Source organism: Streptomyces longisporus (assembly GCF_039532765.1).
In the GTDB taxonomy this organism is placed as follows: Bacteria; Actinomycetota; Actinomycetes; order Streptomycetales; family Streptomycetaceae; genus Streptomyces; species Streptomyces longisporus.
The window spans coordinates 342,666-355,007 of sequence record NZ_BAAASG010000001.1; the positions used below are offsets into that span (position 1 = coordinate 342,666).

Annotated in this window: 11 protein-coding genes and 1 pseudogene; 5 read left to right on the forward strand and 7 right to left on the reverse strand. The window is 70.3% G+C overall.

Going from position 1 to position 12,342, the window contains the following annotated elements:
• Positions 1 to 12: 12 nt before the first annotated feature.
• Complete coding sequence (locus tag ABD355_RS01530) at positions 13 to 876, reverse strand: helix-turn-helix domain-containing protein (protein WP_344398106.1); 864 nt, start codon at positions 874 to 876, stop codon at positions 13 to 15.
• Between the two features lie 115 nt (positions 877 to 991).
• Complete coding sequence (locus ABD355_RS01535) at positions 992 to 1,828, reverse strand: helix-turn-helix domain-containing protein (protein WP_344398107.1); 837 nt, start codon at positions 1,826 to 1,828, stop codon at positions 992 to 994.
• A gap of 30 nt (positions 1,829 to 1,858) precedes the next feature.
• On the opposite strand from ABD355_RS01535, the gene ABD355_RS01540 reads away from it, so the two are divergent.
• The 3 genes from ABD355_RS01540 to ABD355_RS01550 all read left to right on the forward strand — a co-directional run bounded on the left by ABD355_RS01540 (position 1,859) and on the right by ABD355_RS01550 (position 4,114).
• Positions 1,859 to 2,935 carry an ADP-ribosylglycohydrolase family protein gene (locus ABD355_RS01540; protein ID WP_344398108.1) on the forward strand — a complete coding sequence of 359 codons (1,077 nt, stop codon included), beginning with the start codon at positions 1,859 to 1,861 and terminating at the stop codon, positions 2,933 to 2,935.
• 118 nt (positions 2,936 to 3,053) lie between these two features.
• Entirely contained in the window at positions 3,054 to 3,359 is a 306-nt protein-coding gene (locus ABD355_RS01545; RefSeq protein WP_115910238.1) for a 4a-hydroxytetrahydrobiopterin dehydratase, read from the forward strand.
• Between the two features lie 5 nt (positions 3,360 to 3,364).
• Positions 3,365 to 4,114: a class I SAM-dependent methyltransferase gene (locus ABD355_RS01550; protein ID WP_344398109.1), complete on the forward strand. Its 750-nt coding sequence runs from the start codon at positions 3,365 to 3,367 to the stop codon at positions 4,112 to 4,114.
• Here the strand turns inward: ABD355_RS01550 and ABD355_RS01555 are convergent.
• Both ABD355_RS01555 and ABD355_RS01560 read right to left on the reverse strand, forming a co-directional pair.
• Complete coding sequence (locus tag ABD355_RS01555; RefSeq protein WP_344398110.1) at positions 4,092 to 4,559, reverse strand: hypothetical protein; 468 nt, start codon at positions 4,557 to 4,559, stop codon at positions 4,092 to 4,094. The two genes, ABD355_RS01550 and ABD355_RS01555, sit on opposite strands and share 23 nt — an antisense overlap.
• Positions 4,559 to 5,035 (reverse strand): hypothetical protein, encoded by a 477-nt coding sequence (locus ABD355_RS01560; protein ID WP_344398111.1) that lies wholly within the window; start codon positions 5,033 to 5,035, stop codon positions 4,559 to 4,561. Before ABD355_RS01560 ends, ABD355_RS01555 begins: the two co-directional genes overlap by 1 nt.
• 40 nt (positions 5,036 to 5,075) lie before the next feature.
• Here ABD355_RS01560 and ABD355_RS01565 point away from each other — a divergent pair, with 40 nt between their 5' ends.
• Positions 5,076 to 6,026: a helix-turn-helix transcriptional regulator gene (locus tag ABD355_RS01565; protein ID WP_344398112.1), complete on the forward strand. Its 951-nt coding sequence runs from the start codon at positions 5,076 to 5,078 to the stop codon at positions 6,024 to 6,026.
• A gap of 38 nt (positions 6,027 to 6,064) precedes the next feature.
• Positions 6,065 to 6,765: pseudogene (locus ABD355_RS01570) on the forward strand (rhamnogalacturonan lyase family protein); the annotation flags it as partial.
• 56 nt (positions 6,766 to 6,821) lie between these two features.
• Here the strand turns inward: ABD355_RS01570 and ABD355_RS01575 are convergent.
• From ABD355_RS01575 to ABD355_RS01585, 3 genes are all read right to left on the reverse strand, one after another.
• Positions 6,822 to 7,091 carry a hypothetical protein gene (locus tag ABD355_RS01575; protein ID WP_344398114.1) on the reverse strand — a complete coding sequence of 90 codons (270 nt, stop codon included), beginning with the start codon at positions 7,089 to 7,091 and terminating at the stop codon, positions 6,822 to 6,824.
• Between the two features lie 117 nt (positions 7,092 to 7,208).
• Positions 7,209 to 9,875, reverse strand: a complete 2,667-nt coding sequence (locus ABD355_RS01580) for a cellulose binding domain-containing protein (protein WP_344398115.1) — start codon at positions 9,873 to 9,875, stop codon at positions 7,209 to 7,211.
• A gap of 138 nt (positions 9,876 to 10,013) precedes the next feature.
• The coding region (locus ABD355_RS01585) for a glycoside hydrolase family 48 protein (RefSeq protein ID WP_344398116.1) at positions 10,014 to 12,342 on the reverse strand (2,329 nt) is incomplete at its 5' end.

The window sequence follows — 12,342 nt, forward strand, 5'->3', positions numbered from 1 at the left end:
GCGGTGGGTGGCTCAGAAGTCCTCGCGGTGCTCCCGCAGGATCTTCTTCGTGCGCTGGGCCGACGCGGCCCGCGCCGTCATGTGGTCGAGGACCTCCAGATGCGCGGAGACCTCCGTGCGCGAGTCGAGGTACAGGGCGCCGGTCAGATACTCGGTGAAGACCATGTCGGGCAGCTCGGGCTCGCCGAAGCGGAACAGGGTGAAGGGCGCGTACGTCCCCGGGTGCGGGCCGTCCTTGAACTCGGCGATCTGCAGCGTGACCCGGTCCCGCTCGGCGAACTCCAGCAGCTTGTCCAGCTGCTCGCGCATCACCTCGCCGCGGATGCTCACCGGACGACGCAAAACCGTTTCGTCCATGATCACCCACAGATGGGGCGGATCCGGACGGTCCAGCAGCCGCTGCCGGGCCATCCGCAGGGACACATGCCGGTCGATGGTCTGCGGACCGGTCTGCCCGACCGTGCCCGCCTCCATCACGGCGCGTGCGTAGTCCTCGGTCTGCAGCAGCCCCGGCACAAAGTGCGGCTCGTAGGAGCGGATGATCGTGGCGGCGCCCTCAAGGCTCACATAAAGGCTGAACCAGTCCGGCAGCACGTCGTGGAAGCGCTGCCACCAGCCCGGCCGGTTGGCCTCCTCGGCCAGGGCGACGAACGCGGCCGCCTCGTCGTCCGGGACGCCGTACGTCTCCAGCAGCACCTGGACGTACGGGATCTTCAGGGCGACCTCGGCCATCTCCATCCGCCGTACGGTCGCGGGGGCCACCCGCAGGACGCGCGCGGCCTCCTCCCGTTTGAGCCGGGCCGCCTCCCGCAGTTCCTGCAGGCGCCTGCCGAGCACCACCTGGCCCACGGTCGGCGCGGGACGCCGCTCACTCACGCCACGCCTCCCCTACGCGCCGAAGCAACCGCGCAGCAGTGTGTCATGTTCCGCCGCCAGTCTCACGGGTTCGGCGATGAGGCGCTCGCCACGCGGGCCGTCCGGTGGACGTCCGTCAGGGCATCAGCGACTGGAGGTACTTGACCGTCGCCGGGTCGGCCGGAAGGAGCGTCTCGATGGCCAGCTCGGCGACCGTCACGTCCATGGGGGTGTTGAAGGTGGAGATGGACGAGACGAAGGACAGCGTCCGGCCCTCGTGCTCGATCTGCATCGGCAGCGCGAAGTAGGGGACGGGTTCCGCCGGTTCGGGGGCGTGGCCGTGCTCCGGCTGCGGCACCGGGTAGGCGGCCACCTCCTCGTACAGGGCTCGCAGCGGTGCGGAGCGGTGCAGGGCGATCTCCCGTTCCATCTGCGCGAGCAGATGCCCGCGCCACTCCGGCAGGTTGCGGATACGCGGCGCGAGACCTTCCGGGTGCAGCGTCAACCGCATGGCGTTCAGCGGTGGTTCGAGCAGCTCGTGAGCGACGCCCTCCAGGAACATCGTCATGCCCCGGTTGGCCGCGACCACGTCGTACACCGAGTCGACGACGAACGCCGGGTAGGGCTCGTAGCACTGGATGAGGCGTTCCATGCCCTGGCGCAGGGCGTCCAGCTCGGGCGAGTCGAGCGGGGTCTCCGGGTAGTGCGGGGCGTAACCGGCCGCCAGCAGCAGGGAGTTGCGCTCCCGCACCGGGACGTCCAGATGCTCTGCGAGCCTGAGCACCATCTCCTCGCTCGGCCGCGAACGGCCCGTCTCGATGAAGCTGATGTGCCGCGCCGAGGAGTCGGCCCGCAGCGCCAGCTCCAGCTGACTCACCCGGCGGCGCTCGCGCCAGGCCCTGAGCAGGGGGCCGACGCTCTTGTCGGAGGGGCCGGTCGTGGGGGTGGCGGTTCCGGTCGCGACAATGGTCATACGTACGACCGTAGTCGAGGAGCGCTGCAGATGACCTGGCCGTTGAAGCCGACCCTGGAGACCGCCGCGGTGTACCGCGCCCGAGTGCGCGGCTGCCTGTTGGGCGGGGCGATCGGTGACGCCCTCGGCTATCCCGTCGAGTTCAACTCCCTGGACCGTATCCGTGCCCTCCACGGGGAGCGCGGGGTGACGGGGTTCGTGCCCGGCGCCTACGGCGCGCTGGGCCTGGTCAGCGACGACACACAGATGACCCTGTTCACGGTCGAGGCCCTGATCCAGGCGCACGCCCGGGAGCGGACGAGGGGCATCGGCGGTGCTTGGTCGCACATGCTGTTCCAGGCGTACGAGCGCTGGCTGGAGACCCAGTCGAAGCCGGGCCCGGAGCAGGGCGGCGCCCCCACGGGCGGTCTGATCGACGAGCCCTGGCTGTACTCCCGCCGCGCGCCCGGCAACGCCTGCCTCTCCGGAGTCGCCCAGAAGTACCATCCCGACCCGATGCTCAAGCTCGACGGCACGCCGGGCCGGGTCAACCCCGACTCCAAGGGCTGCGGCACCGTGATGCGCTCGGCCCCCTTCGGCCTGATCAACTCCGCCGACGGGGCCTTCGCGATGGCCGCCCGCGGCGCCCAGATCACCCACGGCCACCCCACCGGCTACTACGCGGCGGGCGCGCTGGCCGCGATCGTGGCGTACGTCGTGGAGGGGGACTCCCTGGAGGGCGCGGTACTGCGCACGCTGCGGCTGCTGGCCCGCCACCCCGGCCACGAGGAGACGACCGCCGCCCTGGAGGGGGCCCTCGACCTGGCCGCCCAGGGGTCGCCGACCGCGGAGAAGCTCCAGTCCCTCGGCGCGGGCTGGGTCGCCGAGCAGGCCCTGGCGATGGGCGTCTACTGCGCGCTCGTCGAGCCGGACGTCAAGGAGGCCCTGCTGCTGTCCGTCAACCACTCGGGTGACAGCGACTCCACCGGCTCCATCTGCGGCAATCTGCTCGGCGCCGTGCACGGAGACGTCGGCCTGCCGCACGAGTGGGTCGAGCGGGTCGAAGGCAGGCCCACGATCGCCGCGATCGCGGACGACCTGGCGGCGGAGCGCCTGCAAGAGCGCTGAGCGGGCAGCCGTTCCGGAGGGTTCTCAGGCCCGCCCCCGGGAACGCTTCTGACCAGGACCGCAGTCAGTTGCTGTGGCACGCTGAAGAAGCACCCGGTGCCGAGGAAGGAGCGAGCCCATGCCCGTCGAACCGCTGTCGCTGAAGGAGATCGAGGACCGACTGGCCGAGCTTCCGGGCTGGGCGGTCGAGGACGACCGGCTCACCCGCTCCTACCGGCTCGGCTCGCACTTCGCGGCGACCGCGATGGTCATCCACATCGCCCAGGTGCAGGACGAGCTCGACCACCACTCCGACCTCACCCTCGGCTACAACACCGTCTCCCTGTCGGTGAACACCCACAGCGCGGGCGGCAAGGTCACCGAACTCGACTTCGGCCTCGCCCAAAGGGTCGAGGAACTCGCACCGGCGCACGGGGCGCACTGACCCGCGTGCTCGACTACGACAAGGAAGCCGACGCGTACGACGCCACCCGCGGCGGCGAGCCGAGGGCCGCGGCCGCCGCCGACGCCGTACTCGGCCTGATCCCGGCAGCCACCGAGCGGCTGCTCGACGTCGGCTGTGGCACCGGGATCGTCACCCGGCGCCTCGCGGCCGCGCGGCCCGCCACCCGGGTGACGGGCGCCGACCTGACGTACGGCATGGCCCGGACGGCCGCCCGGCGCCTGCCCGGCTGCGTCCTGCTCGCCGACAGCCGCCGACTGCCCTTCCGCGACGGGACGTTCGACGCCGTCACCAGCGTCTGGCTGCTGCACCTGCTCGACGAGCCCGAGGACGTCCGCGCCGTCGTCGCCGAGTGCGCCCGCGTCCTGAAGCCCGGCGGCGTGTACGTCACCACCGTCGACAAGGCAGCCGCCCACGACGTCGGCAGCGACATCGACGCCGTCCTCGCCCCGCGCCCGCGCCGCCCGGCCCCGGACGCCGCCCCGCTCGTGGAGTCGTACGCCGCAGCGCACCGCCTGCACCCGGCGGGACAGGCCCGTTTCCCGGGCCGCGGTCAGGGCCGCAGCCCCCGCCGTACGGCCGCCGATCTGCGGCGCGGCTGGTTCACGCAGCTGCCGCCCGGCGACCCGCTCACCGAAGGCTTCGTCGCCCGCCTGCGGGCGCTGCCCGACCAGGAACGGCCGCGCGCCGACCCGGAGTTCAGCCTGCGGGCCTTCAGGAAGCCGGCGGCCGACTGAAGTCCATCGTCCAGTTGGTCACCCAGGTCTCCCCGCCGTCGACGGAGAACGCCTGCTCCCAGTGTGCGGAGGCGGGGGACACATCCGCCCACACGAACCGCGCGCGCACGTCCTTGCCGTCGTGCATGTCGTCCCCGTAGAACTCGCCGCGGTCGCCGTCGAAACGCCCGACGACCGGCGGGAAGAGCTTGCCGCTGCGGCTGGAGGACCAGTTCAGCGACCACTCCTCGCGCTCCACGTCGAACAGGCGCAGGGTCAGTCCCTTCGCGCCGAGGTACGGCATGTCGATCTCGTCGATGTTCGCGGCCCCGTCGAACAGCGGGCGGCACCAGCTGGTGCCCCGGAACTCCACCCAGTCGCTGTCCGGGTCGAGGAAGTCGGTGCGGCGGCGGTGCGCGACCTCCCACTCGCCGGCGAGGAAGTCGAAGTCGTGCGGGCTGCTCATCAGCGCTCTCCAGTGGTTCCTGCGGGCAGGGAGTCGGACAGGTAGGCGTCCAGGTCCGGGACTTCGGGCACGAGCATGTGCCGTACCCAGGCGTCCCGTTCGTGCTGGATGGGCGGCAGTTCGAAGACGCAGCCGATCCAGGGCAGTTCGGGCCTGACGAAGTGGGTCGGGTCGTGGTCGGGACAGCCGACGACCGGCTGACCGGCCGCGGCGTTCGCGTGGTGCAGGACGTTGTCCCACACCCAGCTGTAGGCGTTGACGTAGGCGCCGTCGTCGTTTCCCCTGTGCACGACGACGAACGTCGCCGGCGGAGTGCCGTCCGGCTCCGGCAGCAGCTCCGGCAGGATCGCGTACGCCGCCTTCTCCACGTCGGATGCGATGCCGGCCGGGTCGGCCGTTACGTGATAGCGCTTGATCAGCCGTCCGGCCACCTCGACGGGCGGCGGCACGGTCAGGAATTTCTCCGTGAAGGGCATGGACAGGACGCTAGGGCGACTTCACTGACATCCTGTGTCAGTGAAAGGCGGCCGACTCGTCTCGATCCTCCTCCTGCTCCAGACCAGGGGCCGGATGACCGCCGCCCAGCTCGCCGAGGAGCTGGAGGTCTCGGTCCGCACGGTCTACCGGGACGTCGAGGCGCTGGGCGCCGCAGGCGTCCCGCTGTACGGCGACGCGGGCCACGCCGGCGGCTACCGTCTGCTCGACGGCTACCGCACCCGGCTGACCGGCCTCACCGCCGACGAGGCCGAGGCCCTCTTCCTCGCCGGCGCGCCCGGCCCGGCCGCGGAGCTGGGCCTCGGCTCGGTGCTCGCCGCCGCCCAGCTCAAGGTCCGCGCCGCGCTGCCGCCGGAGCTGCGCGCGCACGCCGACCGGATCAGCGGCCGCTTCCACCTCGACGCCCCCGGCTGGTACGCGGACGCCGAGGAGGCGCCGTATCTGCCGGCGGTGGCCGACGCGGTGTGGAACGGCCGCGTCCTGAACGTCCTGTACCGCCGCTGGGCCGAACCCACCGACGTGGAGCGCCGCCTGGAGCCGTACGGGCTGGTGCTGAAGGCCGGCCGCTGGTACGTCGTCGCGGGTCCCGGTCCCCGCACCTTCCGCGTCGACCAGATCCTCCGACTCGCCGTCGGCGACGAGGAGTTCACCCGACCGGACGACTTCGACCTGGCCGCCTACTGGACGGCGTACCAGCGCGACTTCCACGACCGGCTGTACCGCGGCGAGGCACTGGTCCGGCTGGCACCGGGCGTGCGGCTGCCGAGGGCGGTCGCCGGCCGTACGGACGACGACGGCTGGACCCTCGCCACGGTCCCCATCGAGTCCGTCGAGCACGCCCACGGCGAGTTCCTGCGCCTGGGCACGGACATCGAGGTGCTCCAGCCGCCCGAACTGCGCGCACGCATCGCCCGCACCGTGGCCCAACTGGCCAAAAGCTACGGCTACTTGGCGGAACGCGGCGGCGGCTGAGGGGACGGAACCCGTCCGTCCTCATCCGGAGGTTGCCGCTCGGCTTCGTCCTCACACGGCAGCCGACGAACGCCAAGGACAACTCCTGGTCCGGCCGCACGGGTGACACGTTCATCGACGGCATCAAGCCCGACGGCACCCGCCCGCGGCGCATCGACCTCGGCCGCAACATCGGCTCCGGCGCGCACTACACGCAGTTCAGCAAGGCGATGGCGACCGTCGACCATGTCCCGGCGCGCGGCACGGTGTCCTCGTGGGGCGACTCGTACGGCAACCGGGTGGACCGCTTCCTCGCGGGCACGGCGTACCTGGACGGCTCCCGCCCCTCGCTCGTCATGGCCCGCCGTGCATGGGGGTGACCTGGACCCGTCCCGCCCGGCCTCGACGAGGTCAAGGTCGACGAGGACCGCTCCAAGTCGGCGTCCTGGAGACGGACGCGAAGACGGGTCAGATCATCTGGTCCACGCCCGCCGACTCGTGGTCCTCGCGCGCGGACGGCGTACGGGACCCGAAGGGCAACGTGGTCGCGAGCCGCAAGCCCGTCGGCATCAACTTCCTGTCCCGGTGGGACGGCGACACGGTCGAGACGACCGGGAGGATCACGACCCTGCTGCACGACACGCAGTACCGCACGGCACTGGCCTCGCAGAACACCGCCTACAACCAACTGCCGCACCCGAGCTTCTTCATCGGCGACCGGATGGCGACGCCACCGAGGCCGACGGTCCGCACACCGTGACACGGAGGCGGTCGCCCACCGATCGCGGGCGACCGCCTCACCTCACCGGGCCGGCTTCAGCCACCCAGGACGCCACCCAACAGGCCGCCCAGGAGGCCGGTCACGACGCCCAGCAGGCCCGAGAGCCCGCCATGCTGGTCGTCGTTGTCGCCCTTGGCCGAGACGCACGTCTGGTGGCCCAGGAGAGAGATGTGGATTGTTCCTTCGCACTTGGAGGGCGCCGGAGCCGCAGAGGCGCTCGGCGCCATGAGGGTCAGGGCGATTACGGGAGCGGCGAGGACCGCCGCGACACGGGAGCGGGTCGATTTGCGTGTGCGCTGCGACATCACTGTCCTTTCGACGGGCATGGGGGACCGGACCTTCCTTGATCAGGTTCAATCAGATTCAGGTGGCCCTCTGCGCTCCGCAACTCGAGGATCACTCCCGGCAACCGTTCGGCCCAGTCAGCCGACCGTGCAGGTCTGGTCGCCCAGCTTGAACGAGGTCGGTTTCGTGTTCGCCCCTGACCAGCTCCCCGTGAACCCGAAGCCCACGGACGAACCGGCCGCCACCGTGCCGTTCCAGCTCACGTTCTTCACCGTCACCGCCGCGCCCGACTGGGTGTGGTCGGCGTTCCACAGCTGGGTGATCTTCTGGCCGTCCGCGAAGGTCCAGCCGAGTGACCAGCCGCTCCAGGCACTCGAGCCCGTATTGGTGAGCTGGACATCGGCCTGGAAGCCGCCCGACCACTGGTTGGTGATCTTGTAGGTGACCGTGCAGGCACCGGTCGGCGTCGGGTCCGTGCCGCCACCGCCGCCGTTGTCGCCGCCGCCCGTGTCGGAGGTGTCGCCGTAGATGACCCCCCGTCCGTTGGTGGAGACGTACACCCGTCCGTAGACGCGCGGGTCACCGGTGATCGCCCCGCCCGTCCAGCCCCACTGGTGGGCGTCGTCGTTGATGCGGGTCCAGGTCGCGCCCTTGTCGGTCGAGCGGAAGATGCCGCGCACGCCGCCGATCTTCGCGCTGGTGTAGAGGGTCTGGTACGAGGCCCCCGTCGCCGCCTTGCCGAAGCCGATGGTGTCGGCCTGCTCGACGTTCGACAGCTTGGTGAAGCTCGCGCCGCCGTCCGTGGAGTGCCACAGTCCGTACGCGCCGTCGGCGGCGCCGCCCGCGAGCCAGACGTCACCCTTCGCGCCGGGCAGCGCCTTGAAGCGCACGCTGTCGCCGCTGGGGAGGCCGGTGGCCGAGGACGCGGTGAAGGTCGCGCCGCCGTCCGAACTGACGTAGAACTTCCCGGACTTGAAGCCGTAGAAGGTCTTCGCGTCGACCCTGTCGGCCTCGACCCTCGCACCTGCCGGGATCCCGCTCGACGCGGCCCAGGACGCCCCGAAGCCGGTCGTGTACTGCACGCCGGTGCCCGCGGGGCTCCACACGAACCGGCTGCCGTCCGAGGCCGCGGCCACCGTCCCGCCGCCCGACACACCCGAAGGATCCGTCCCCGCGAACCAGTTGGCCCCGTTGTCCGTCGAGAACGCGATGTGCGGACCGGAGTCGAGGTTGCCGACCCGCACGACCGTGTTCGGGTTGGTCTCCGCGAAGTCGAGGCCGGTCGTCGTGGTGAACGTCGGCGAGGTGAACATCATCGAGGGGACCTTGGTCAGGTCCGTGTGCCGGAAGCCGCCGATGTCACCGAGTGCGCTGAACAGCTGGGCGCCGCCCGACGGGGGAGAGGCGAGGTCGTTGACGGCCGTCTCCTCCAGCCCCTGCACCATGGGCTTCACGGTGAACTGGCCCCCGCTGTCCCACTTGGTGAGGTTCTCGGTGCCGTACAGCGTCGCCCCCGTCCCGTACATCATCCGGTCCGAGTTGAACGGGTCGATCTCCAGCGACTCGGTCATCCAGCCCAGTTTCGGGGCCTGTTCGGGGGGTGAGGGGTTCGCGTCGAAGGTCAGCCAGGGCGACGAGGAGACGTCGAGGGTGTAGCGGTTCGAGCGGTTGGGGTACGACGTGTAGTCCCACGCCTTCGTCCAGGTGCCGCCGCTGTCGGTGGAGCGGAAGATCTGCGTGTCCGGCCACCAGGAGCTGTACGCGGTCGTCATGACGGTGCCGGGATGCTGCCGGTCGACGGTCAGGCCGCTGAAGCCGTAGGACGTGTCGGCCTCGGCGACCGGGCTGATGTCGGTCCAGGTGCCGGTCGCGGTGGCGTACCGCCACAGCCGGCCCTTGCCGCCGTCGTAGGGGCCGCCCTTGTCGCTGTAGGCCAGATAGAGATAGCCGTTCTTCGCATCCAGCACACCCTTGTGCGCCAGATATCCCGTCGGCTGCCCGGCCAGCCGGGTCCAGCTGGCGCCCGCGTCCGTCGAGCGGTACACCGCGTTGTCCTTGTCGGCGACCCCGACGTAGATGGTCTTCGTGGCCGTACCGGCCGTGCCGGTCGACTCGTCGAAGGTGACCCAGACGATCCCCTGGTTGTCGGAGGCGTACCCGCTCGTGTCGCTCGGATCCTGCACGTAGTTGCCGACGTTGGGGAAACCGGCCACTTGCGACCAGGTCACACCGGAGTCCGTCGACCGCCACAGGCCCTTGCCGCTGGGCGCACCCAGATACAGCACACTGTCCTTGTTCGGGTCGATCGCGAGCCGCTCGCCCATGCCCCGGCCGGGCATGTTGCCGCCGAGCTTGAACGGCAGATCCGTCTTCTGCCAGTCGGCACCGCGATCGGAGGACCGCAGCACGGCGCCGTTCGTAGGGTCCCAGCTGTTCGTGTAGGTCCCGACGGCCGCATACACCTTGTTCGGATCGACTGAGTCGGAGGCCAGGCTCACGACCCCGGTGTGCCCCCACTGGTCCCAGCCGACCGAGTCCTGCAACGGTGTCCAGGTCTTCGTCGACTCCTGCCAGCGGTAGGCCCCACCGATGTCGGTGCGGGCGTACGCCAGGTTCTTCTCACTCCGGTTGAACACGATGCCGGGGACGAAGCCACCGCCGTCCACGCGGGCGTTCTTCCAGGTGTAGGTATCGGCGGCGAGTTGCACTTCCGGGCTGCTGCCGGCGGCGACCGCGGACGGCGCGCCCACCAGCAAGCCGGCCGCGAGGGCGAGCACGGCCGTGAGGATACGGGTTCTTCGCACGGAGGGTCCTTTCCGGGAAGTGGGGTTGCCGGGCGACCCCCAGTGCGGGTGGGGGCCGCCCGGCGGCTCCGCGGAACCGGGCGGTGCGGGAGCGCCCCTCCAGGGGCGCGGGGCTGTTGCCGCCCGACAGCGGAGCGTCTATTCCAGAAGCTCCGCATACGAGCCCATGGCCAAGGCAATGTCCGCCTGAGCCCAGAACCGGTGATACGTGAACGACGGCGCCGCCCCACCGGCCAGATACGCCTGGATCTTCGACCAGGCAGGATCGTTCTTGTAGAACGACCTGATCGAGCTGAACGTCGACGACGAGTTGATCGCGTCCCCGTTCGGCATCGTGCCGCTCCAGCCGCTCGGCACATACACACTGTCGGCGAACCGGCTGTAGTCGGTGCGCGTCTCCGGCACGGCGATGCCCAGGCTGTCCTGGTAGTTGTTCCACATGCCGTCCAGCAGCGCCTTCGCCGTGGACTTGGCGGTGGCGTCACCGGACTTGGCGCCGTAGTACGTCAGGACCTTGGCGTACGCGGCGGCCACGCCGACGTCATTGGTGTAGTCGGCGACGGTGACGTGAAGCCCGCTGTTGGAGCCGGGACTCGACGCGTTCCAGGTGTCGGGCTGCCCCGACCACTGCAGTGTCGCGGGGATCAGATAGGTGCCGTCCGGGTTGATCGTGGTCTTGGACAGCGCCCACTTGACCCACTTGTCGAGAATCGCCTTGGCCTGCGCGTTGCCCGTCTGCTGGTAGTACTCGGCGACCCGCTCCATCGACCAGGCCTGGAAGCCGAACCACTGGTTGGACGGCGGGTCGTGGTAGACGGGCTCCCAGTCGTAGTACATGCCGTAGAAGGTCGACGTACCGGCCGGCGGGGTCGCGTACCGGCCCGCCCAGCTGTTGGTCGCACCGCCCGCGATGGCACCCTCGGACGACTGCAGCCAGCGGTAGAACTCCAGCTGCCGGGTGAGGGAGGTGCTCCAATCGGAGGCTCCCGTCGAGGACTTGGGCTTCAGGTCGGCGTAGGAGCTCAGCGCGTACGCGGCAAGGGGGTTCTGGTAGCCGCCGTGCACATGACTGGAGCCGATGCGCCAGGCCCAGCCCGCGTTGGTGTCGGTGGCGCCGCCCCAGGCGTAGTACCAGGACAGCAGGTAGTCGGAGGCGTCCTTGCCGGTGCCGGCCGGGCAGGTGGACGGACCGACACAGTTGCCGATCTTCTTGAAGTACTTGTCGTACATCGCGTAGCGCAGGTAGTCGCCCATCTTCGCCGCCTTGCCGACGGTGGCCGACACTTCCGAACCCTTGCCCTGCTGCTTGGCCCACACATCGGCCCAGTACGCGGCCTGCACGGCACGCGCGTCGGCGTCCGGGGCGTCGGTGAACTTCCACTGCTTGGCGTACGACGAGTCACCCGTGAAGAGATCCAGATAGCCGTTCTTGCCGCCGTACTTGAAGGCGTCGCAGGTCGGCTGCGGCACCGTCTCCCACACCGACTCCTGCGGCCCGCGCTGGAAGGTGTTGATGTACGACGGGCCCTTCGCCGTCGGACCGCCCTCGCAGGTGCCGCCAGGCGTGTTGCCGTAGCCGTAGGTGTTGTCGATGTCCTGCAGCCAGTGCATGCCGTACACGTCGTCCGTGCCGTACGCGCTCTTCAGCTCGCCCGCGATCGGATCGGAGCCGACCGAGACCGACGTGTCGAGCTTCGCCGGGTACTCGTTCGGCGTGTCCAGCTCGGGCGCGTAGGTGGCCGGCTTGGAGGCGTTGTAGAAGGAGTTGGTGGGCTGGTCGGCGTGGGTGGGGATCATGTACTTCTCCATGAGGGCCCACGCGCCGTTGAACTTGGACCAGTCACCGGTGACCTTGCCGTACATCGCCTGCAGCCACAGCAGATAGCTGTACGCCTCCGAGGTGGTCTCGTGGCCCTGGTCCGGGGCCTCGACGATCAGCGTCTCCACCGAGTGGTACGGGATGCCGTCGGGGGAGAAGTAGCCGTTCGCCGGGTTGGTGATCTTCCCGTAGAGGTCCAGGAAGCGGGCGTCGTACGTCTTCGTGGCCGCCAGTTCGGTGACCGTGACCGCTGCCTTCGTGTAACCCGTCGCCGTCGACTCGAAGGACGCCGCGCCGGTGCCGGAGGAGTCGGCGGTGACGGTCACGTTCTGCGCGGTGCTCCAGTTGGCGGGCGTGAAGGTGAGCGTCGCGCCGCCGGTCACCGACAGGCCGGAGTTGCCGCTCGCCCGGGCCGTCGTCACGGTGACATTGGCGCTCGGCTGCGTCGACAGCTTCACCGCGTACGTGCCTGACTTCCCTTGCTGGACGCCCAGTTGGGTCGGCGAGGCCACCACGGCGGGACCCGAGGCGACCGTGATGCCGACCGGCGTCGACTCCGCGGACGCGCCCAGGCTGTCGTAGGCCTTCGCCACCAGCGAATGACTGCCCACGGTCAAGCCGGAGGCGGAGAGTGTGTAGGGCGCGCTG

Coding starts and splice junctions, on each gene's coding strand:
- ABD355_RS01545 (WP_115910238.1), top strand. CDS start 3,054: ATGCCCGTCGAACCGCTGTCGCTGAAGGAGATCGAGGACCGACTGGCC.
- ABD355_RS01540 (WP_344398108.1), top strand. CDS start 1,859: ATGACCTGGCCGTTGAAGCCGACCCTGGAGACCGCCGCGGTGTACCGC.
- ABD355_RS01535 (WP_344398107.1), bottom strand. CDS start 1,828: ATGACCATTGTCGCGACCGGAACCGCCACCCCCACGACCGGCCCCTCC.
- ABD355_RS01555 (WP_344398110.1), bottom strand. CDS start 4,559: ATGAGCAGCCCGCACGACTTCGACTTCCTCGCCGGCGAGTGGGAGGTC.
- ABD355_RS01575 (WP_344398114.1), bottom strand. CDS start 7,091: ATGTCGCAGCGCACACGCAAATCGACCCGCTCCCGTGTCGCGGCGGTC.
- ABD355_RS01560 (WP_344398111.1), bottom strand. CDS start 5,035: ATGCCCTTCACGGAGAAATTCCTGACCGTGCCGCCGCCCGTCGAGGTG.